Genomic DNA, 22,071 nt, shown 5'->3' with positions numbered 1-22,071 from the left:
TAAAGTAATGTTAAGCAATGTAAAAAACTTTAAATACTGGTAAATCTATGCCATTTACGATTGATTCAGCCCGTAACATTTTCCCCAATACGTTAGCTGCTGATGCCGTGCCAGCTACGATTGCTCGATTCAACCAGCTTAGTGCTGAAGATCAATTGGCTCTGATTTGGTTTGCTTATTTAGAAATGGGTAAAACCATTACCATTGCGGCTCCGGGAGCGGCGAGCATGGTATTGGCTGAAGCCACTCTCAAAGAAATTAAACAAATGACCCGTCTGCAACAAACACAGGTGATGTGTGACCTAGCTAACCGTGCTGACACACCCATTTGCAGAACCTACGGTACTTGGTCCCCTAATATCAAATTGGGATTCTGGTTTCAATTAGGACAAGGTATGGAAGACGGCACTGTAGCACCGATTCCAGAAGGTTATAAACTTTCAGCGAATGCTAAAGCGGTATTAGAAGCCATTAAAGCACTTGAATCCGGCCAACAAATTACCGTGTTACGCAATTGCGTGGTAGATATGGGATTTGAAGCGGGTAAATTGGGCAACTATACCCGTGTCTCTGAACCGGTGGAACCTCCAAAAGCCATGTCACAACGGACTCAGGTCACAATTGACGGAGTTACCAATTCCACTGTCTTAAGTTATATGGACAACCTCAACGCCAACGACTTTAAGGCACTCATTGACCTGTTTACTCCTGACGGAGGGTTGCAACCTCCCTTCCAAAGACCCATCGTCGGCAAAGAAGCCATATTACGCTTTTTCCAAGAAGAATGTCAAAACCTGAAATTAATCCCCGAAAAAGGCGTATCTGAACCCGCAGACGACGGTTACACGCAAATTAAAGTTACTGGTAAAGTACAAACTCCTTGGTTTGGTGCTAATGTGGGCATGAATATTGCTTGGCGGTTCTTGCTCAATCCAGAAGGCAAAATTTTCTTTGTGGCCATCGATCTCTTAGCCTCTCCCAAAGAATTGTTGAACTTTGTTCGCTAAAACAAAGCGAAGAATAGATAATGGATAATTGATAATTTTTTCTTAATTTGGTATTAATTCTTCATTATCAATTATCCTTTATCCATTATCAATTAATAAGCACTTAATTAAATGCAGCAAACAGAAATTATTTGGTCGGAAACCGAGCAAAAAATTGCTCAGGAGGCTTTTTCAAAAGCTTACCAAAGGGAAACATCTTTTTTAATCAACCAAATTCGATCTCAAGCTACTGAAATTGTCGATCTCGATCAGGTCTGGCAGTTACATGACTTCTTAAGTGCAAGAAGACATCAAATAGATGGCAAATATGATTATCAATATTCTGCTCTAATTTTTGTCTTTGCCCAGTTGGTCAAAGAGGGATGGTTGCATCTTAAGGATTTAGAGGGACTCGATCAAGATAAACTGGCTAAGATAGCCGCGCTGACGCGAATGTAATTTCTTCATCTGATCTCTCGCCCAACCCCTTTCCTACAAGGAGAGGGGAGTCTATTAAAAATGTAAATTATGCAAGAGGTCTATTATAAAAGCCGCGCCAAGATTAATCCTAATGCCATTGCTGCCGCTTGTGACCAACCTTTAGAAAATAACTATGATAACTAGCAATATAACTTACTTTGTATCGATCCCGAAACGCATAAATTAACGGTTGAAACTCCGAAAAAAGAAAAAGAAGACGGCGCTTGGAAAGCGGATGCAAGATGGGGGGATGCTAATAATCCTAAACCTCGGTATGATATTCAGTTAAAAAATTGGGATAATAAATGTTCATCTCAAATTAATTAGCTCAAATATGCCTATTCCCTCAGAAATTACCGAACTTATAGACAGACTTAATCAAGAACTCAGCCAAATTGAACAAGATGCAAGCGAAGGCGTGAGTCTGATTAGACTTTTGTTGTCACAATTTTCCGATAATGTTAGACTAATACAGTTCCTAGCTTTCTTCAATAACGGCTTATTCTTAGTAGAGATCTCTAGAAGACGAATACAAGGCATTTATGAAAAAATTGCAGTACCAGATGTTACAGAACAAGAGATTCAAAATGCAGGAGAAGAATTAGGAACTCTATTAGGGCAAATTTTAGAAACACAAATTAGAGGTCGTCGAATTCTTAATATTTTGGATGAAATAAGATGAAAGAAATTAAACAATTACCCGATGATGAAACTCTAGATAAACTCATAGAACTGGCTAAAGATTTTGAACGATCAGCTAGAGATTTGTATGATTTAGCTACAGCTATCGATGAAAAATTAAGAATAACCCAAGAGAAAAGAAGACAAAAAATTATTGAGGAATCTAAACAGAAGAAAACCTCTCAAGTCTAAAATTTCAATAACTCTCCTCTTTTTGATCCCCCCCCTCCCGGTGCGGGAAAGAGAAAAATAGTCAAAAAACCTCGCTATTCTAATTATAGAGTGGTGATCGGTCGGGATCATCCCACCAATAAACCACTCAAAACCGAAAAAAGCATAACATTTCAGTCGCCGATAAAAAAACAATCGCTATCCTTATGGTAAGTAGTCGGACATAAATAAAGCACTCTATATAAAGAATTGTAAAATGGCTACAATTACCCCACACCCCACACCCCACAACCTACACCCTAACCTCACAGTTAACTTTATTTTTGTCCAGGTACTTACAACTCCCACCAGATAGTTATCCCTAGTATATCCATGACTGAATACATCACTCTCGAACAATGGCAGAAAATTGATCGCCTTGGGGATCACATAGAAGATCAACTGCAACGGTTAAAAGTAGGGTTAACAATGGGAGGTGAACCAACTTTTATCTCTGTAGATGATTTTGAATCACAACAATGGCAAACCGCCGCTAATGGTTCTCAAAAACGCCAACTTGCAGGACAACTTTTAAAGGGTTTAGCAGATAATTTGATACCTGCCAAAGGTAAAGGATTGTTACATTATGGAAATGGTAAATATTATCCTGGGGAAAAATATCCCCGTTGGGCGTTAGGATATTACTGGCTATCTAATGGGGTTCCCATTTGGCAGAATTCTCAATTACTTGCGATAGATGGGAAAGACTACGGACACACCCCACAAGATGCTAAAAGTTTTATTACCACTTTAGTTAAATATCTCGGTGTCGGACAAGATTGTATTATTCCTGCTTATGAACGGGAAACCGATGAAGAGAGAGGTTATATTTTACCCCTATTATCCGTTACTCAAAATCATCAAATACGCTGGAGTAGTTGTCATTGGAAGCTACCCGAAGAAAAATTATATTTACTAGAAGGGAATGCTTCAATGGGGTTACGCTTACCCCTTAATTCTATTACTTGGGCGGAACATTTAGCGACAGAAACCGTTGCGCCTATCGATGCTAATCCTATTGTAGTCGGTCTTGAACCCCTCCCATCTCCTGATAATTCTATCTGTGTCGCGTTAACTGTAGAAATTGTTGAGGGAGTGGTTCATGTTTTTTTACCTCCCTTTGCTTCTGCGCGAGGGTTTTTAGATTTAATTAGCACTATTGAACATACTGCCGCACAAATCGATATTCCGGTTATGATTGAAGGTTTCCCTCCACCTATCAATGCAGGAATAGAAGGATTTTTAATTACCCCTGATCCGGGTGTGATAGAGGTTAATATTCATCCGGCCTCAAATTGGGATGAGTTAGTAGAAATTACCTCTATTTTGTACCAACAAGCACACCTGTGTCGTCTAGGAACAGAAAAATATTTATTAGATGGTCGTCGGATTAGCACAGGAGGCGGCGCTCATATTACCATAGGAGGTAATACGCCTTTAAATAGTCCCGTTTTACGTCGTCCGGATTTACTGCGTAGTTTTATTAGTTATTGGATCAATCACCCCAGTCTATCTTATCTGTTTTCCGGTTTATTCGTGGGTGCTACCAGTCAATCTCCTCGTATGGATGAGACGAGATGGGAGAATTTATATGAGTTAGAGGTTGCTTTTGATAGTTTAGAAGCATTGCAACCCGTTTCTCCTGAATTAATTGATCGCTTATTAAGTCATTTGTTAGTTGATCTAACGGGGAATACCCATCGCAGCGCTTTTTGTATTGATAAACTCTTTCCTACTCAGAATTTTCGCAGTCAGTTAGGGTTATTAGAATTTCGTTTTTTTGATATGCCGCCTGACTTGAGGATGCGTTTATTACAAATGTTGTTGGTGCGAGGATTTGTTGCTCTTTTTTGGGAATATCCCTACAATAAACCGCTAATTCATTGGGGATCAACGCTATATGATCGCTTTATGTTACCTCATTATCTAAAAGAAGATTTAATGAGTGTGATCGGGGACTTACAAGACGCGGGTTATGCTTTCGAGTTGGACTGGTTTGAGTCGTTTTTTGAGTTTCGTTTTCCCTGTTATGGAAGAGTAAAATTAGGGGACTTGCAATTAGAATTAAGGAGTGCGATCGAACCTTGGCCGGTTTTAGGAGATGCGCTGAATAGTGGGGGAACTTCTCGACCTGTGGATAGTTCAATGGAACGAATACAGGTGAAATTATCGGGGGAAAACTGCGACCGCTATTTAGTTTTATGTAATAATTATTTGATCCCGATGAATAAGAGTAGTTTTTCTGAAGAATATATCGGGGCAGTAAGATTTCGCGCTAGAGTATATGGTAATATGCCGCATCCTCTTTTTGCTACCCATAGTCCTTTAAGGTTTACGGTTGTGGATAAAGGGAACCGGAGATCTCTTGGCGGTTGTAAATATTATGTTGATCCCCCTCATGGTAATGGTTATACTCAATTTGCGAGTAATCATCAAGAAGCACAGAGGCGCATGAAAGAAAGATTTATTCCGTTTGAATCTGAAGATGAAAGCGTAGAGGTGTTAACATTACCAATAAGTTCAGAGTATCCCTTAACTTTGGATTTACGGAGAGTTAGAGAAGGAATTTAAAGATATGTTGCAGTCATTAAAAATAGAAAATTTTCGCTGCTTTCGGTCTTTTGAGCTTAATAATTTGGGTAGGATTAATTTATTAGTGGGAAAGAATAATAGTGGTAAAACTTCCCTGTTAGAAGCCGTACAACTTTTTTCTTCTCAATTTGATTTAAAATCTTTAGCTCAATTGATGTCTTCTAGAGGTGAATATTTATGGGAAAACATAAAATATTCCTCAGACATAATACCTGTTAAAACTTATGAAATTGAACATCTTTTTTATCAGCATAATTTATCTGCTGAAAGTCAAATTAAAATGATGGGTATTGATAATGGAAGTCAAGGAGAACTTAAAATTTTATTTGAAGAAAATTTTGAAGCAACAAATTATACAAGAACAAGCCGACCTGAGCCTATTTCAATTGATGACATAAGCGAACTTGAACTGATTATTCAATGGACAGAAGACAATATAAATTCAAATGTTTTTAAAAAATTTTTAGTTAAAAAAGAAAAATTAATTTTAGATCAATTGAGACTGGAGTATAAACGCATAGCTAAGTCTAAATTAGCTAAAATAGGAGTATTTATATTTCCTTATTCTATAGATATTTCAACCCTTAATACTTTATTTGATAAAATCGTTTTAACTTCTGATGAACAACTGGTCATAAATGCCCTTAAAATCCTGGAGCCAACAATTGAGCGTATTGCTTCAGTTAGACAAAATCAAGAGAATTTTAGAACAGGAGAAAAAGGAGGTTTTTTAGTAAAATTATCAGAGAGACAAAAACCTATACCTATAGGGAGTATGGGGGATGGAATTTGGAGAATGTTAGCACTTGTATTAGCAATGGTTAATGTAGAGGGAGGAATTTTATTAGTGGATGAAATTGATAGCGGCTTGCATTATACTACCATGTATGATATGTGGAAAATCATTTGGCATACAGCAAAAAAATTAAATATACAAGTATTTGCCACCACTCATAATAGTGATTGCTGGACAAGTTTAGCGAATTTAATTTGTGATGAAAAAATAAGCGAAAAAGACCAAGAAATCAGAATTCATCATATTGATAAAAATAAAGAAGCTTCTATATTATTTGATGAGAGTGAAATCGTTATCGCCGCACAAAGGGGGATTGAAATCCGTTAACTATGAACAGAAATAACACAAAAATCCTTTTAGTAGAAGGCGATGAAGACAAACGAGTTATCCCCTATTTAATGGAAGAAAATGGCATTCCTTGGCCGAAAGGAAATGAACCCGTTGATATACAATCTTATAATGGCGTTGAAAAACTACTCGAACCCAAACAAATCTCAACCCAGTTTAAACCCCCTAGAGTAACCGCTTTAGGTATAATGGTTGATGCTGATGATAACCCTCTAGGTCGCTGGCAAAAAATTCGTGATGTTTGTTTACCCACTATCCCAGATTTCCCTCAAGATTTACCCGACACCGGCTTAATTCATCAGATTCAAGAAGGACTCAATCAAGGTAAAAAAATAGGTGTTTGGATGATGCCAGATAATAGAATGCAAGGAATGCTAGAAACATTTTTAGCTTATCTTATTCCAACTGAAAATGAGCCGCTCTGGACTTATACCCAAACCGTAATACAAGAAGCTAAAAATTTAGGTGCTACTTTTATAGAAAACCACACAGACAAAGCTAAAATACACACTTGGTTAGCTTGGCAAAATCCGCCAGGAAGACAATTACATAATGCTGTCATGGAAAGAATATTAAATCCGAATCATCCAAAATCTCAAATATTTATCAACTGGTTTAAAACCCTCTACGATTTATAAAGACTCATAAAAACTTTGATTCGGATAACTCCCCAAATTGCTCTCGATAGCGTTTTAATAACTCCTCCATCTCACCTACTCGTTGCCGCTCTTAATTTAACTCTTGTTCTACTGTGGACAAATAGCTAAAAAGAGGGAAACCAATCAGCTTCCCCCTCTAAAATAAGATCGCCTTCAAAAGCAATCAATTAATATCCAGTGAATGACTACAAACCGGATTACTTCCAGTTACGAGCAACAAGTTCAGCCAAATCAACAACCCGTTGAGAATAACCCCACTCGTTGTCATACCAAGCAACAACTTTAACCATGTCGCCGCCCATAACCATCGTCAAGCTGGCATCTATAATAGAAGAACAATCAGTTCCCCGGTAATCAGAAGAAACCAAAGGCAGATCGTTATACTCAAGAACTCCCTTGAGGGAACCTTCAGCCGCCGCTTTAAGAACATCATTGACTTGTTCAGCAAGAGTCGGTTTCTCAACTTGAGCGACTAAATCTACCACAGACACATTAGGAGTAGGAACTCGCAGCGCGATCCCATTTAATTTACCCTTCATTTCAGGAATAACTAAAGCTACTGCCTTAGCCGCTCCGGTAGAAGTAGGAACGATATTAATAGCGGCGGCTCTTGCGCGGCGGAGATCGCGGTGACTAGCATCTAAAATTCGTTGGTCACCGGTGTAGCTGTGGGTAGTGGTCATGGTTCCTTTGATAATGCCAAAGTTCTCATGAATCACCTTAACCACAGGTGCTAGACAGTTGGTGGTACAACTAGCATTACTGATGACTTCATGCTCATCATGATTATAATCACTATCGTTAACCCCTACCACATAGGTTCCGATATTTGGCCCTTTACCTGGTGCGGTAATCAAAACCTTTTTCGCGCCAGCTACAATGTGCTTAGAAGCGCCTTCATAATCAACGAATACCCCAGTGGATTCGATGATTAAATCAACTCCCCATTCAGCCCAGGGCAAGTTTAGAGGATTGCGATCAGAATAGCACTTGATGGTTTTACCATTAACAATAATAGAATTTTCATCGGCTCTGATATCAGCATCCAATTTGCCCAACATGGAGTCATATTTGAGCAGGTGAGCATTGGTTTTGGGATCTGAAGTATCATTGAGTCCCACTAGATCTATCTGGCTATCTGTGCGACCTAGCCAGCATCTTAAAAAATTGCGTCCAATGCGTCCGAATCCGTTGATCGCTACTCTAATCACTGCGTCTTGCCCTCTGTACTCTAGCTAAATACATTAAAACATTATTAATGACCCCAATCATATCCTAAAGCTTGTACAATTTCGATCCCCATTTTTAAATTTGTCGTAATTTGAAACGTTTTTACCAAACAAATGTACTAAGCAGAGGGAGGAAGTCGGGAATAGGCTATAGGTAATAAGGCTAAGGGGAATAAATTTTAATCGCTTGTCTCCTGCCAAAGAGTCTCCTAGAAAGGGACGCTCCCGTGACAACGGTTAACGGTTAACTAGGGAATAGGTTATAGGGAACATATAATTAGATGCTTAACGTCCAATAATCTAATCAGAGGCTTATGACGGATGCTTGACGTTTCTGCTATCATAAGCCGTAATTCTTTTTAAACTATGCCTATTAGAAAAGCAATACTATTATTTTAGTGTTGTGGTGTGTCAGGAGATTTAATGGTGAAAACGGTAGATTTTAACGGCAGGCCTTTTCATTTTATCGGGATTGGGGGCATTGGAATGTCAGCCTTGGCCTATGTTTTAGCCAAACGACAATTGCCCGTATCCGGTTCCGATGTTCGTTCTAGCCATATTACTCAGCGCCTACAATCTGTAGGGGCAAAAATTTTTCATCGTCAAGAAGCAACCAATTTAAATATCTTTCAAAATGCTTCAGAAGCTCTACCGGCTCTAGTTACAGCCTCCACTGTAGAGAGCCACAAAGTAGGATTTCGCTACGAGGTTGAATCAGATTTTCCTCAAAAAGCTTCAACAAATCATTTACCTCAAATAATTTGTTCGACAGCCATAGCCGCTAATAATGCTGAGTATCAAGCAGCCAAAGAGAATGGATATCCCATTTTTCATCGCTCTGATGTCTTAGCGGCTTTAATCAAAGACTATTATAGCATTGCTGTAGCGGGAACTCATGGAAAAACCACCACCAGCAGCTTAATCGGTTATATGCTCCTGAAAGCGGGCTTAGATCCTACGATTATCGTCGGCGGAGAAGTAGATGCTTGGCAAGGAAATGCTCGCTTAGGACAAGGGCGGTTCCTAGTGGCAGAAGCGGATGAATCAGATGGTTCATTAGCTAAACATTCCCCACGCATTGGGATTGTCACCAATATAGAACTGGATCATCCGGATCATTATCAAAATTTAGAAGAAGTAATCCAGACCTTCCAAATTTTTGAGCGGCAGTGCGAAACCTTGATCGCCTGTATTGATTGTGAAACCGTTCGCCAGCGCCTAAACCCCCAGATCACTTACAGTCTTGATCCCGAAAAAGAAGCTGACTATACCGTGAAAAACGTTGTTTATCATGCCCAAGGAAGCCTCGTCGAGGTATGGGAAAGAGGACAATACCTGGGACAGATGAATATCAGCTTGCTCGGTCAACATAATGTAAGTAATAGCCTGGCAGCAGTGGCAGTGGGACGCAAACTCGGCCTCGACTTTGAAGAGATAGCTGTAGCTGTCGCTACCTTTGAAGGTGCTAAACGACGATTTGAACATAAAGGTCATTGCAATGGAATTACATTCATTGATGATTATGCTCATCACCCCAGTGAAATTCGTTGTACTCTAGAAGCAGCGCGTTTACGTTCCCATCAGGATTGTTACTCTCGAGTTGTTGCTATTTTTCAACCTCACCGCTACAGTCGCACGGCGACTTTTATGGATGAGTTCGCCACTTCTTTTAGTGATGCTGATGTAGTAATCATTACCGATATCTACAGCGCCGGAGAAGTGAATCTTGGGCAAATGAGCGGACAACAAGTAGCTGATGCTATTAGTTGTTATCACAAACAAGTGTATTATCATCCATCCTTAAAGTCTTTGGGAAGTTTCCTAGTCGAAATTTTACAACCTGGAGACTTGGCATTATTTTTAGGGGCAGGCAATCTAAATCAGATTATTCCTGAACTGCTCGCACCCAAAGCCGCATAACTGATTAAGGGGGCGATGGGCTGGCCACATTGATAGCTTGATGCTCCCCCTAAATACGGAACAAAGGTTCTTTTTCATAGTCTTTTCCCTCTACCAGCATCATAATCAGGAATCATGTCTTTGACACTGTTTTGCACTCCAAGCCAAGGAACTCCCTCATCTATGGCCTTATCCGGCACCGATAAGTTGATTTATCCTCAAGTCTCTCTTGCTGAGTTAACCTCTTATCGGGTAGGTGGATTAGCTCAATGGTATGCCGCCCCTCGCAATTGGGACAGCTTGCAAGCAACATTTGAATGGTTTAATCAGCAAGATCTGCCCTTAACCCTGTTGGGTGCTGGCTCAAATTTACTCATTAGTGATCGCGGGATTCCTGGGTTAGTCGTAAGTACACGCCATCTACGCCACAGTAATTTTGACCCAGAAACTGCACAAATAACAGCCGGTGCCGGTGAACCCATTGCTCGTATAGCTTGGAGTGCGGCTAAAAGAGGTTGGCGAGGACTAGAATGGGCGGTAGGCATCCCCGGAACCATAGGCGGTGCAGTGGTTATGAATGCCGGGGCCCACACTCAATGTGTGGCAGATTGTTTAGTCAGCGCTTTAGTCTTATCACCAGATGGAACAGTCGAAAGACTCACACCACAACAGTTAAATTACAGTTATAGAACCTCTAACTTACAAGGTGATCGCCGTCTGGTTATTGAAGCGACTTTTCAATTACAACCTGGCTTTACAAAAGAAGAAGTGATGGCCACCACCAGCCAAAATCTCAAACAGCGTAAAAGTACACAACCCTATGACCGCCCGAGTTGTGGCAGTGTCTTTCGTAATCCTACCCCTCATGCAGCCGGCCGCTTAATTGAACAGTTAGGATTAAAAGGACATCGCATTGGAGGGGCTGAAGTGTCTCATCGCCATGCTAACTTTATTCTTAACTGTGGTCATGCCAAAGCCGAAGATATTTTTCGACTGATTCGCCATGTTCAAGAACAAGTACAAGCTCACTATGCTCTATTATTGGAGCCAGAGGTAAAAATCTTGGGTGAGTTTGAGGCGATCTAAAAACCTTCATCGGGTACTATGATCAAGTTTAGAGGTTTATTTTGCTCAACCAACTATCTTTGAGTAAACAACTCTAGTTAAAACGTGCAAAAGGAAGAAATTTAAAGGATATGGCACAAGGAAAAGGTTTTGGCTTTGGCTTAGGCAAAATTAAAGAACTACAAGAGGCTTTCCAAAAAGCTCAACAAGTTCAAGAAGGAGCAAAACAACTCCAAGACGAACTCGAAAAAATGGAAATTGAAGGGCAAAGTGGTGATGGTTCAGTAACAGTCATCATGAGTGGTAATCAAGAACCTCGTAGTGTCACTATTCAACCCGCCGCCTTAGAAAAAGGCGCAGAAGCACTATCTGAGCTAGTTACCGAGGCGATGAGAAATGCTTATAGCAAGTCGACAGACACGATGAGACAAAAAATGGAAGAACTCACCAGTGGGTTAAATTTACCCGGCTTATAACCAAAAGTTAACAGTTAACAGTTGTGAGTTCCCTCAATCATAATGCTTACTGTTGACTGTTGACTCTTAAGGAAAATTAAGCTACTTTAATGAACCCAAAAAATCGCCGCTCCCCTTTCTCAATGAGCGTGAGCTACAGAGTTGTTAGGTTTAGCTTATAAATTTAACGTTTTATATTTTTAAGCAATAATTGACAACCGCACAAAAACGGATTAGGACTATCGAGGCGCTCATCCACAATTACCTCAATGGGCAGATGACTATTATAAATTAATTTATCGTAATCCATCAGAGCATCCCATTTAATTTTGCCTGTGGGAAAACCCATTTGAGAACTGGCATCGTAGATCAACTCTTGCCATTTAGCAATTTCAGGGTCTCGAGACTTACAGTAATCGAGAATAGCAATTAATGCGCCCGGCTTGGTTACTCGGATCATCTCTTCTAGTGCTACTACTGGATCAGCCACCACACACAGCGTAAAACCCGAAGCCGCCGCATCAAAGCTATCATCCGGAAAACTCAGGTTTTGCAAGTCCATAATTTGTAAAATAATATCAGCACTGACTGGCTTTTTACGGGCCTCATTAAGCATTTTTTGAGACAGATCAATGCCAATAACCCGCACCCCTTCAGGATAAGCCGGTAGATTAAGCCCTGTTCCCACCGCCGCCTCTAAAACCGTCTGTCCCGTACCGAGTTGCAACCAATCGATTAACGGTTGCCGCTCTATGTGCCAGTAGCGTTTCATAATAAAATCGTACTCTGATGCTCCGTGATCATAAGTCTCGATTACTTTTTCTATCTGCATTGGCTTACCTCAGAAAATAACGCTTTGTTGGCAAGAGGAATGAATCATGAAAATCTTTTTAAATGAGCCAGAAAAAATTATAGTAAATGTTAATGAATATGATCCCCCGTTATAGTTAAATCGCTGTGAAAAAAATCTCTGTTCTCGGTTCTACAGGTTCTATTGGTACTCAAACCCTTGATATTGTCGCTCAATACCCCGATCAATTTCAAGTGGTCGGGTTAGCAGCCGGTAACAATGTGGAGTTACTCTCGGCCCAAGTGCATCAATTCCGCCCCCAAATTGTCGCTATTTGCAATACGGCTCATGTTTCTGCCCTAAAAGAGGCTCTTTCATCCCTAGATTATTCTCCTATTATCGTTGCTGGAGAAGCGGGTGTCGTCGAAGTTGCCGCTTATGGAGATGCAGAAAGTGTTGTTACCGGTATTGTGGGATGTGCAGGACTTTTACCCACTATCGCCGCCATTAAAGCCGGTAAAGATATCGCTTTAGCTAATAAAGAAACCTTAATTGCTGGGGGTCCGGTGGTTCTGCCTTTAATTGAAAAACACGGGGTTAAATTATTACCCGCCGACTCAGAACATTCGGCTATTTTTCAATGTCTTCAAGGTGTACCCGAAAAAGGGTTGAGAAAGATTATTTTAACCGCTTCGGGTGGGGCTTTTCGCGATTTACCGGTAGAAAAATTAAGCTCGGTTACGGTACAAGATGCCCTTAAACATCCTAACTGGTCTATGGGTCGAAAAATTACCATTGATTCAGCCACTTTGATGAATAAAGGCTTAGAAGTCATTGAAGCTCATTATTTATTTGGTGTAGACTATGATGCCATCGACATTGTGATTCATCCCCAAAGTATTATTCATTCTCTTATTGAGTTACAAGATACCTCGGTTTTGGCTCAGTTGGGCTGGCCTGATATGCGTTTACCGTTACTCTATGCCCTGTCTTGGCCAGAACGGATTTATACTGATTGGGAAACTTTAGATTTAGTTAAAGTTGGTAGTTTGACTTTCCGAGAACCGGACCATGATAAATATCCCTGTATGCAGTTAGCTTACGCTGTTGGGCGGGCCGGGGGAGCGATGCCGGCTGTGTTGAATGCGGCTAATGAGCAAGCGGTAGCACTATTTTTAGCAGAAAAAATCGGCTTTTTGGATATTCCCCGTTTAATTGAAATGGTCTGTGATCGCTTTACGACTCAAAATACTTCTACGCCTACCTTAGATGATATTATTGCGGCTGATGGGTGGGCAAGAGCCGAAGTGCTTCGCGCCTATGAAATGACCCAAATAAAAGGTCCTGTTGTTTCAGTTCTATAAATATTCTTGGGGCAGTGCCCCGTGCCTGCCCCCTAAAAATTTGTTTTGAGGCGCGAAGTTAGCAATAACAAAGTGTTCTCAATTTTCCGGCGTACATCTTTTCTCACACAACAATCACTATTTAAGCAAATCATTAGGAATTTATTGCCATAATAATATTGCCTTAAGAGTTCCTGTTGCCGTTTACTAAATTGATTAAACATACGTAAATAGTCTAAATTTAAAACTTCACTGAACTTTATGAAGTTTATGAATTGAATTGAAAAGCAATTTTAGTGTAAGATTAAAATAATTCTATTCAATAAATTTTAATTAAAAACAAAAAAAATATAACCAACACATAATGGAGAATTCGCGTCATGAGACCCCATGCTATTGTAAGAAACCCTATTTGGTTTATTATTACTGGAGGAGCAATAGGAATAATGGCGTTAATCATTTTGGGATTCCAGCTATTTGTGATTATTAACCCTGGTCAAAAAGGATTGGTCATTACTCTCGGTAAGTTAGAAGATTCAGTTCTTAATGAAGGAACATACTTTGTTTTCCCGTTAACAACTCAAGTTAAGAAATTTGATACAAGAATTCAGAAAACCGAAATAGAGTCAAACGGGCGGACAAAAGAATTACAGCAAATTAATACTAAAACTGTTCTAAATTGGAGAGTAGAACCTGCCAAACTGAAAGAAATTTACCAACAAATCGGGACTGAGGAACAAGTGGTTAATAAAATTATCACACCGATTTTTGATGAGACAGTTAAGGCAACTATTCCTTCTAAAACTTTAGAACAAATTCTTGCCAAACGCGAGGAACTTCAAGTTGATATCTTTGCTAAAATTAAAAAACGTTTGGCTCCCTATGGAATTGTAGTCGATAATATTTCTTTTGTGAACTTAACGGCTTCTGAAGAATTTACCAAGGCAACTGAAGAACGACAAATAGCCGAACAGCGAAGCATAACGGCTAAAAAAGAAGCTGAAGCCTTAATTAGCAAAGCCGAAGGAGAGGCAAAAGCACAAAAACTCTTGCAGCAAACTCTAACGCCCGCACTTTTGCAAAAAATGGCGATTGACAAATGGAATGGGCAATATCCAACGGTTATGGGTAACAGCAATGCTTTACCTCTAATTAATATTAATCCTACTTCCCCGCAAGCGGCTACCCCTTAATACCTTGGGGAATTTTAATATCCTTTCAAAACTGGGATGAATTCGGTAAGTCGCCAAACTGTTGCCGATAACGGGCAAGGAGTGCCTCTAATTCCTCCCTTTGTTGTTTTTCCGATTCAGCGCGTTGTGCTTCCATTTGGGCCGCTTCTTTTGGAGTCAGCAGTAATTCTCCTTCTGGAGTAAAGAAACGTAATTGCTCGTTATCAATGCCCAAATACAACCCTAACTGCTCACTCCATAACCATCCTTGCTGATTGGGTTGTAAATCTTCATAATGTCCACCCACTAGGCGAAAACCCTGAAATTCTAAACTAATGGGATCAAACCAAAAATAATCGGGAGTGCGGAAAATATCTTGATAGATTTGCTTTTTTAATCCTCGGTCTGTATTAGCCGTTGTTGATGATAAAATCTCCACAATAACGTTAGGATACTTACCATCTTCTTGCCAAACCACCCAACTTTTACGGGGTTTGCGTTCGGTTCCTAAGACGACAAAAAAGTCTGGTCCGCGAAAATTTTCGGATTTACGTTGACGAGGACTATAATAAATTGTGAGATTACCAAAAGCGTAGAAATCTTGACGGTCTTTCCAGAGCCATTCTAAAGATTGAATAAGTAAAATTAATTGTCTTAGATGGAGTTCTGATTCCAATGGCGGCTCATCACTTTCTAAATCACTAGGAGGAAATATGACTTCATCTAGTATGTCTTCATAGCTAGACATAACAGTTTATAGGGGAGTTGAGACTATCTTTATCTTAGCAATTTTAAGGGGGATAGATAAGCGCAAAACTTGTCATCTACCCCCCACACCACTGAAAAAGAGATTTTTTAGCGTTCAATGCTGACAATCCAAGTTCCCACATACAAACGTACAGGGATATCCCCAGAAGCCATCACATCACAGATCAAATAGTAAGTACCCGTTCTAGGATTAGTGACATTAGACAAGACTACTTCGGCTTTAGTATTCGGAGCTAGAGGCTGATCTAAAGTAATTTCTAAAAATCGACTTTCTTTATCCCAATAAACCTCTTTTAAAGGAAGAGGCTTGCCTTTAACGCGAATTTCTACTTTTTTAGTATCAAAATTCCCGTCAAAATAATCAGGATAAGAAATGAAGATAGCTGAAGCTCCTTGAGGCAAACGTTTCGCCGGAATATATAATTTATAGCGATCCATTTCCTCGGGATTCCCTCCGAATTGAAGGAAATAGTCGAGAATATCTTTGCGATCTACTCCACTAAAAACTGTTAGTCCTGGATTTCCTCCTGCCCAGGTAAAAAGTGGTAAACTCGCTATCAACCCTCCTGACAAGACTAAGACAGGCAGTAGGCGTTTAACAGAGGCTTTAAGAACCAACATAGGCGTTTATTGCTTTTATTATAGGTTTGGCTGGGAATTTTTCTAATAGTTTCCTACTAGATATACACTAGCGAAAAAACCGAGACTAGAAGTGTCCCAGTCAGCCGGCTAGGTAAGTGTCACGGATGTAATTATGAAACATTTTAAAGTTTTTGACACAAAATTTGTAGATCGAATTACGATCCTTTAAGGAAGCTTAAAAAAGTTTCTCCTTATTTGGTGTAATATAGCATAGTTTCGATTCGTAATTTGCAGAAAAGCTGAATAAGGAGTATAAAAATCACATAAGAAGACGACTTTTGCCTCAAAAGCCGCTTTAAAAGGAAGGTGTTTATGACTATAGTTGTACCAAAAGAAGCTACAGTGACAGAACAGTCTGTAGCTCCTTCAAAACCCAGAAAAATTGGTGTACCAAAAGAAACATACCCTAACGAATTTCGCGTTGCTGTTACGCCTGATACTGCAAAAAAGCTCCAAAAGCTCGGATTTGAGATTTTGGTAGAAGCCGGGGCAGGAGTAGCGGCTAATTTTTCAGATAATGCCTATGAGCAGGCAAATTGTCAAATTATTGAGGCTTCGGAAACAGTATGGAGTGAAGCCGATATGATCCTCAAAGTTCGTCCCCCTTCAGCAGAAGAAGTGGAAAAGCTTCCCGAAGGCAAAACCTTGATTAGTTTTATCTGGCCTGCCCAAAATAAAGATCTCCTAGAGGCTTTAGCCGCCAAGAGTGCAACAGTATTAGCCATTGATGCTATCCCGCGCATTAGCCGCGCTCAAAAAATGGATGCCCTCAGTTCCATGGCCAATATTGCCGGCTATCGGGCAGTGGTAGAAGCGGCTAATCACTTCGGGCGCTTTTTTACCGGGCAAATTACCGCCGCCGGGAAAGTTCCCCCGGCTAAAGTATTGATCATCGGTGCCGGCGTGGCCGGATTAGCGGCAATTGGTGCGGCTAAAGGTTTAGGGGCAGTAGTGCGCGCCTTTGATACCCGCCCAGTAGTCAAAGAACAAGTAGAAAGCATGGGGGCAGAATTCCTAGAATTAGACTTTGCAGAAGATGGCAGTGGGCAAGGCGGTTATGCCAAAGTCATGAGTGAAGAATTTATAAAAGCCGAAATGGCTCTGTTTGCCCAACAGGCTAAAGAAGTTGATATTATTATCACCACTGCCTTAATTCCAGGTAAACCGGCTCCTCGCTTGATTACAGAAGAAATGGTATCAAGTATGAAAGAAGGCTCAGTCATCGTCGATTTGGCGGCGGAACAAGGCGGTAACTGTGAGGTCACTAAACCGAATCAAGTTTATGCTTATAAGGGCGTAACCATTGTTGGATTAACCGATTTACCAAGCCGCATGGCAAACCAGGCCAGTCAATTGTATGGGAATAATTTATGGCATCTCCTCAAAGATATGGGAGGTGGCGAAAATTATAAAGTTGATCTTGAGGATGAAGTCATTCGCGGCGCTTTAGTCTTGCACTCAGGACAAGTTACCTGGCCGCCACCGAAACCCAGTAACCCCTCTCCCCAAACAGGAGCAACTAAAGTTAAAGAGGCTTCTGTAACCGTAGAAGAACCGAAAAAGAAAGGAGAGAGTTCGCTGTGGTTTATTATCCTGGGTTTAGCCCTATTAGGAATCGGCATAGTCGCTCCTAGCTCTTTCTTGTCTCACTTTACCGTGTTTGTCTTGGCTTGTTTTGTGGGTTGGCAAGTGATTTGGAGTGTTACGCCGGCTTTACATACTCCCTTAATGAGTGTGACCAATGCGATTAGTGGGATCATTATTATTGGTGGGATATTACAAATTAATGGGCCTATCAATTCCCCAACAACCCTTTTAGGAGCGATCGCTATTTTAGTGGGAACCATTAATATCTCTGGCGGCTTCCTGGTAACTCAACGAATGCTGAAGATGTTTAGAAAATAGTTATTAGTCAATAGTCCCTAGTCATTAGTTATCAGTATAAGAGTTAAAAATAGCTAATGACTAATGACCAATGACCAATGACTAATGACCAATGACTAATGACAATTAACAATAAAAAATCATGTCTAACAGTTTAGTAACAGTGGCCTATATTGCGGCTAGTGCCCTCTTTATCCTCAGCTTAGGGGGACTGTCGCACCAAGAAAGCGCCCGTAAAGGGAATTTATACGGCATTATCGGCATGGCAATCGCTTTTTTAGCCACCGCTTTGTCTCCCCAAGTGACCGGATACGGGACTTTAATTACCATGATTGTTCCCGGGATCATTATTGGAGCCATCGTGGCTTCTCGGGTGGCCATGACCTCTATGCCCGAATTAGTGGCGATACTTCACAGTTTTGTGGGGTTAGCCGCCGTTTTAGTCGGTTTGGCGAATTATCTTAACCCAGATCCGCAATTAGTAGGCGTAGAAGCGAGTATTCACGAAATAGAAATTTACATCGGTGTGTTTATTGGGGCAATTACCTTTACCGGTTCTATTGTCGCTTTCGGTAAACTTCGCGCTATCCTCAGCAGCAAACCGTTAACCTTACCGGGTCGTCATTTGCTCAATTTGGCGATGTTGGTAGGGACCCTATGGTTAGGTTTCTTGTTTATGCAGTCATCCTTCCCGCAAGGTTTACAACCTCTATTAATGATGACGGGTATTGCCTGCGTTTTGGGCGTTCATCTGGTGGCGGCTATTGGCGGCGCTGATATGCCGGTGGTGATTTCTATGCTCAATAGCTATTCAGGATGGGCGGCAGCCGCAGCCGGTTTTATGTTGTCTAATGATTTGCTGATTATTACCGGGGCGTTGGTGGGCAGTAGTGGGGCTATCCTCAGTTATATTATGTGCCGCGCCATGAATCGGTCTTTTATTAGTGTGATCTTGGGCGGGTTTGGTGAAGGAGCGAGTAGTGCTAAAGCGGGTAAAGATAAAGGCGAGAAAAAGACGGAAGGAACTGTGCATTCTACCTCTGTCGATGAGGTGGCGGAATTGTTGATGCACGCCAGAAGTGTGATTATTACGCCCGGTTATGGGATGGCGGTTGCTCAAGCACAGCATGGGGTGTCTGATATTACTAAGTTTTTGCGCCAACAGAAAGTTAATGTCCGTTTTGGGATTCATCCAGTTGCAGGACGTTTGCCGGGACACATGAATGTGTTATTGGCTGAGGCTCATGTGCCTTATGATATTGTTCTGGAAATGGATGAAATTAATGAGGATTTTGCTGATACGGATGTGGTGCTGGTGATTGGGGCTAATGATACCGTGAATCCTAGTGCGATGGAAGACCCAGATAGTCCTATTGCGGGTATGCCGGTGCTGGAGGTGTGGAAAGCGGCTCACGTGGTGGTAATGAAACGCAGTTTGGCAAGCGGCTATGCGGGGGTAGATAATCCTCTGTTTTATAAGGATAATGCTCAAATGCTTTTTGGAGATGCCAAGCTCAATGTTGATAAGATTCTCTCTCATCTGCGGGAGATGAATAGTGAGTCACAAGCTGGTGAGAAGGTTTTGGTAGGTTAAGGTTTGTAAGATGCGTTTTAGCGGCGACAATAATGATGTCAAAATCCGTCGCCGTCGCATCTTTTTTTGTTTCGCGCAAAGCGGCAAAGGACGCAAAGTATTAAGCTTGTAGTTTGTAGGATGGGTTAGGCGGCGACAATTTTTGACAAGATTAATAATATCAAAATCCGCCGTAACCCATCTTTTTTATTTCGCGCAAAGCCGCATTGTATTTCATTTTTTGATTAGCCAAGAAAAAGTTAAAATTCGGATAAAATATTTATCCCTCTAAATAGATTGAATTAATAAATTTCTAAATGGAGTTATGACTTCTCCCTGCCAAAACTGTTTAACTTGGGTTCTTCCTGTAGAAAATAAAAACATCTGTTTTTCTGAATATACATTGATGTATCTAAATCTAATTCGATAGGAACTTGGTAAAATTTTGAGTATTGAACTTTCATCATGAGAAGAAAACTCTAGAATTACTCCATACATTTCGCCTCTAACAATAAGCATATTTGGCTCAAACCAAATTAAATAAAGCTCTAACAAAAATTTAATTTCTTCCTCTGGACTAATTAAGGGAATATCGGAGTCTTTTTTTTCAGGAGTGACATTTTTGTTTATTCCACCTTGAATTAATTGCTCTTTAGAAGTTAGTAATTCTGGATAAAACTGTTCTATATCAAAACGATAAGAAATTGAACTTATATTAGTAATGCGGACTCCTAAATTTAAAAAAGTTCGTTCTCCAGGTTTAGGAATAGTTACTATTGGCTCTGGAACTAAAGTTTCAAACTTAATCCCATTAACTTCAATAGACTGCTCGGAATTTGATTCATTTATTAATTCATCCATGAAGTCAACACAACTCGCGCGTTAATATATTTCAGACCCTATAGTTATAAAGTTCCCCAAACTCGCAGTTAACTTTAATTTTGTCCAGGTACTTAAAGCTAATGGTTTATTAATTGCCTCTCTTCTCGATTTACCGGTTCCGGATACAACGGTGATTAGTAGAACTGTAGCACCTTTTCGCTTTGGAAGTCTTACGGGTAGCACTGAAATATGGATTCGTACTTCGATTATTCAAACCCCAGACTAAAACTATCTGTGTTAAGGGTGCGGACAATTAATCAACTATCAGGCAGAATAATATTGAAAGAACGCCGCACCTCATCTAGCGGTGTTTCCCAAAAAAGATTCCATTGAATTCCAAATAACGGTTCTGCCTGTTTTGCCATGATCCATCCTCGGGTAATTGCGTCCATATACTGAGTAGATTTTTCGATATCATCGATAACTACTTTCAGTAAATTTTTGGCGACTAACGCTAACCAAAAACGGGTTGCATAAAGCTGTCCTACATAAAAAGATTCTAGTTGTAATTCTCCTAGGATATTTGTATTACACCCTGTAATGATGTGCCAAATATCATGCGTTTCTATAATATGAGCCAATAAATACTGATATTTGTTCTTAGGTTCGTCTGCTTTCAGAGGACTGAATCCATTGGTGATTAAATTATCGGCATAACAATATCCTAAAGTATTTTTCGGTAATAGATGTAAGGCTTGTAAATTGACTTCACCTAAACAAATCTGTTGTTCAAAAGCTTTTTTTGCTTGGGGATGCCGCTCTAGAAATTCTATCATCAAGTCTAAGCTTTTTTCATCACTAGCGGCTTCGGTAAGTTCCCTAATAGCCTCAAAATCTCCATCGGCTGAGTGAACCATTCTTAAAAAGCTTTTAATAAGCGAATCTTGCCCCGGCTGATCTTGATTTAAATCTTGCATTTTATTTTTTCTTATTGTTTTTCTTGAAATATATAATAACAAAGTTTACATAATTAACTGTTGGATTTGGGCGGCACAGAATAAGCGGCTGATGCTCAGTCAGAAGTCCTCATTCTAACTGTGTTACATTAAATAACAAAATACTTAACCACTTGTTATGACCTCTAATACAGGACTGTTCAACCAGCGATTTGCTAAAAACTTCATTCCTCTGCCGGGGTTTACTGTACCATCTGTAGGTGATTTGGCACCCGATTTTAGCCTGCCCCAAATAGGAGGTAAAACCCTAAAATTATCAGACTATCGGGGAAAACAACCCGTCATACTAGCTTTTACCCGCATTTTTACCGAAAAACTGTTTTGCCCTTATTGTTATCCTCACATTAAGGAACTGAAAGACCGTTATCAAGACATCCGTGATCAAGGGGCAGAACTGCTTATGATTAGTAGCACAGATTCGATACAAAGTCAAGAAATTGTTACTGAGTTAAATCTCCCTTATCCTTTTCTCTTCGATCCAGAGTGTAAAACCTTTCGTCTTTATGGCGCAGGACAAGCTTTAGGCGCTCCCCTACCGGCTCAGTTTATTATTAATCAGGAAGGCCGTATTACCTACCGCCATCTATTTTCTTTTATTGATGGTAATGCTTCCACCGATCAGATTTTGACACAATTAAAACCCTTAACACATAACAGTTAA

General features: G+C 40.3%; 22 protein-coding genes. 15 read left to right on the top strand and 7 right to left on the bottom strand.

The window, feature by feature from the left end; all coding sequences use genetic code 11:
- The first annotated feature begins 47 nt into the window (after positions 1 to 47).
- The 7 genes from CYAN7822_RS22755 to CYAN7822_RS22725 all read left to right on the top strand — a co-directional run bounded on the left by CYAN7822_RS22755 (position 48) and on the right by CYAN7822_RS22725 (position 6,731).
- Positions 48 to 1,007, top strand: coding sequence for an orange carotenoid-binding protein (locus tag CYAN7822_RS22755; RefSeq protein ID WP_013324593.1), 960 nt, complete (start codon positions 48 to 50; stop codon positions 1,005 to 1,007).
- 111 nt (positions 1,008 to 1,118) lie between these two features.
- A complete protein-coding gene (locus tag CYAN7822_RS22750) occupies positions 1,119 to 1,445 on the top strand; it encodes a hypothetical protein (RefSeq protein WP_013324592.1) in 327 nt (108 codons plus the stop codon).
- Between the two features lie 355 nt (positions 1,446 to 1,800).
- Positions 1,801 to 2,148, top strand: coding sequence for a hypothetical protein (locus tag CYAN7822_RS22745; protein WP_013324591.1), 348 nt, complete (start codon positions 1,801 to 1,803; stop codon positions 2,146 to 2,148).
- On the top strand, positions 2,145 to 2,339 hold the full coding sequence (locus tag CYAN7822_RS22740) for a hypothetical protein (RefSeq protein ID WP_013324590.1): 195 nt from the start codon (positions 2,145 to 2,147) through the stop codon (positions 2,337 to 2,339). Before CYAN7822_RS22745 ends, CYAN7822_RS22740 begins: the two co-directional genes overlap by 4 nt.
- Positions 2,340 to 2,690: 351 nt before the next feature.
- A complete protein-coding gene (locus CYAN7822_RS22735) occupies positions 2,691 to 4,928 on the top strand; it encodes a transglutaminase family protein (RefSeq protein ID WP_013324589.1) in 2,238 nt (745 codons plus the stop codon).
- Positions 4,929 to 4,932: 4 nt separating this feature from the next.
- Positions 4,933 to 6,072 carry an AAA family ATPase gene (locus tag CYAN7822_RS22730; RefSeq protein ID WP_013324588.1) on the top strand — a complete coding sequence of 380 codons (1,140 nt, stop codon included), beginning with the start codon at positions 4,933 to 4,935 and terminating at the stop codon, positions 6,070 to 6,072.
- A 2-nt stretch (positions 6,073 to 6,074) separates the two neighbouring features.
- Entirely contained in the window at positions 6,075 to 6,731 is a 657-nt protein-coding gene (locus CYAN7822_RS22725; protein WP_013324587.1) for a DUF3226 domain-containing protein, read from the top strand.
- Between the two features lie 218 nt (positions 6,732 to 6,949).
- Here the strand turns inward: CYAN7822_RS22725 and CYAN7822_RS22720 are convergent, their stop codons facing one another.
- Complete coding sequence (locus CYAN7822_RS22720; protein WP_013324586.1) at positions 6,950 to 7,963, bottom strand: type I glyceraldehyde-3-phosphate dehydrogenase; 1,014 nt, start codon at positions 7,961 to 7,963, stop codon at positions 6,950 to 6,952.
- 441 nt (positions 7,964 to 8,404) lie between these two features.
- Here CYAN7822_RS22720 and murC point away from each other — a divergent pair, with 441 nt between their 5' ends.
- The 3 genes from murC to CYAN7822_RS22705 all read left to right on the top strand — a co-directional run bounded on the left by murC (position 8,405) and on the right by CYAN7822_RS22705 (position 11,421).
- Positions 8,405 to 9,901, top strand: a complete 1,497-nt coding sequence (gene murC, locus CYAN7822_RS22715) for a UDP-N-acetylmuramate--L-alanine ligase (protein ID WP_013324585.1) — start codon at positions 8,405 to 8,407, stop codon at positions 9,899 to 9,901.
- Positions 9,902 to 10,015: 114 nt separating this feature from the next.
- A complete protein-coding gene (gene murB, locus CYAN7822_RS22710) occupies positions 10,016 to 10,966 on the top strand; it encodes a UDP-N-acetylmuramate dehydrogenase (RefSeq protein WP_013324584.1) in 951 nt (316 codons plus the stop codon).
- A gap of 110 nt (positions 10,967 to 11,076) precedes the next feature.
- Positions 11,077 to 11,421, top strand: a complete 345-nt coding sequence (locus CYAN7822_RS22705) for a YbaB/EbfC family nucleoid-associated protein (protein WP_013324583.1) — start codon at positions 11,077 to 11,079, stop codon at positions 11,419 to 11,421.
- Between the two features lie 163 nt (positions 11,422 to 11,584).
- Here CYAN7822_RS22705 and CYAN7822_RS22700 read toward each other — a convergent pair whose 3' ends face one another.
- On the bottom strand, positions 11,585 to 12,232 hold the full coding sequence (locus CYAN7822_RS22700) for a class I SAM-dependent methyltransferase (RefSeq protein WP_013324582.1): 648 nt from the start codon (positions 12,230 to 12,232) through the stop codon (positions 11,585 to 11,587).
- Between the two features lie 125 nt (positions 12,233 to 12,357).
- On the opposite strand from CYAN7822_RS22700, the gene dxr reads away from it, so the two are divergent.
- Positions 12,358 to 13,554, top strand: coding sequence for a 1-deoxy-D-xylulose-5-phosphate reductoisomerase (gene dxr / locus CYAN7822_RS22695; RefSeq protein WP_013324581.1), 1,197 nt, complete (start codon positions 12,358 to 12,360; stop codon positions 13,552 to 13,554).
- A 32-nt stretch (positions 13,555 to 13,586) separates the two neighbouring features.
- Here dxr and CYAN7822_RS40535 read toward each other — a convergent pair whose 3' ends face one another.
- On the bottom strand, positions 13,587 to 13,757 hold the full coding sequence (locus CYAN7822_RS40535; RefSeq protein ID WP_425365326.1) for an NACHT C-terminal helical domain 2-containing protein: 171 nt from the start codon (positions 13,755 to 13,757) through the stop codon (positions 13,587 to 13,589).
- A gap of 156 nt (positions 13,758 to 13,913) precedes the next feature.
- Here CYAN7822_RS40535 and CYAN7822_RS22690 point away from each other — a divergent pair, with 156 nt between their 5' ends.
- Entirely contained in the window at positions 13,914 to 14,726 is an 813-nt protein-coding gene (locus tag CYAN7822_RS22690) for a prohibitin family protein (protein WP_013324580.1), read from the top strand.
- Positions 14,727 to 14,751: 25 nt separating this feature from the next.
- Here CYAN7822_RS22690 and CYAN7822_RS22685 read toward each other — a convergent pair whose 3' ends face one another.
- Positions 14,752 to 15,453 carry a Uma2 family endonuclease gene (locus CYAN7822_RS22685; protein ID WP_013324579.1) on the bottom strand — a complete coding sequence of 234 codons (702 nt, stop codon included), beginning with the start codon at positions 15,451 to 15,453 and terminating at the stop codon, positions 14,752 to 14,754.
- Between the two features lie 107 nt (positions 15,454 to 15,560).
- Entirely contained in the window at positions 15,561 to 16,094 is a 534-nt protein-coding gene (locus tag CYAN7822_RS22680; RefSeq protein WP_013324578.1) for a DUF2808 domain-containing protein, read from the bottom strand.
- Positions 16,095 to 16,427: 333 nt separating this feature from the next.
- On the opposite strand from CYAN7822_RS22680, the gene pntA reads away from it, so the two are divergent.
- Together pntA and pntB are read left to right on the top strand one after the other, a co-directional pair.
- Positions 16,428 to 18,020: a Re/Si-specific NAD(P)(+) transhydrogenase subunit alpha gene (gene pntA / locus CYAN7822_RS22675; RefSeq protein WP_013324577.1), complete on the top strand. Its 1,593-nt coding sequence runs from the start codon at positions 16,428 to 16,430 to the stop codon at positions 18,018 to 18,020.
- 121 nt (positions 18,021 to 18,141) lie between these two features.
- Positions 18,142 to 19,593 (top strand): Re/Si-specific NAD(P)(+) transhydrogenase subunit beta, encoded by a 1,452-nt coding sequence (gene pntB / locus CYAN7822_RS22670; RefSeq protein WP_013324576.1) that lies wholly within the window; start codon positions 18,142 to 18,144, stop codon positions 19,591 to 19,593.
- 267 nt (positions 19,594 to 19,860) lie between these two features.
- Here the strand turns inward: pntB and CYAN7822_RS22665 are convergent, their stop codons facing one another.
- Both CYAN7822_RS22665 and CYAN7822_RS22660 read right to left on the bottom strand, forming a co-directional pair.
- Positions 19,861 to 20,433, bottom strand: a complete 573-nt coding sequence (locus CYAN7822_RS22665) for a hypothetical protein (RefSeq protein ID WP_013324575.1) — start codon at positions 20,431 to 20,433, stop codon at positions 19,861 to 19,863.
- Positions 20,434 to 20,711: 278 nt separating this feature from the next.
- A complete protein-coding gene (locus CYAN7822_RS22660) occupies positions 20,712 to 21,371 on the bottom strand; it encodes a Coq4 family protein (RefSeq protein WP_013324574.1) in 660 nt (219 codons plus the stop codon).
- Between the two features lie 157 nt (positions 21,372 to 21,528).
- Here CYAN7822_RS22660 and CYAN7822_RS22655 point away from each other — a divergent pair, with 157 nt between their 5' ends.
- Positions 21,529 to 22,071, top strand: a complete 543-nt coding sequence (locus CYAN7822_RS22655) for a peroxiredoxin family protein (RefSeq protein WP_013324573.1) — start codon at positions 21,529 to 21,531, stop codon at positions 22,069 to 22,071.

The sequence above is a fragment of the Gloeothece verrucosa PCC 7822 genome (assembly GCF_000147335.1).
In the GTDB taxonomy this organism is placed as follows: Bacteria; Cyanobacteriota; Cyanobacteriia; order Cyanobacteriales; family Microcystaceae; genus Gloeothece; species Gloeothece verrucosa.
This window is presented reverse-complemented; position numbering and strand designations above follow the sequence as displayed.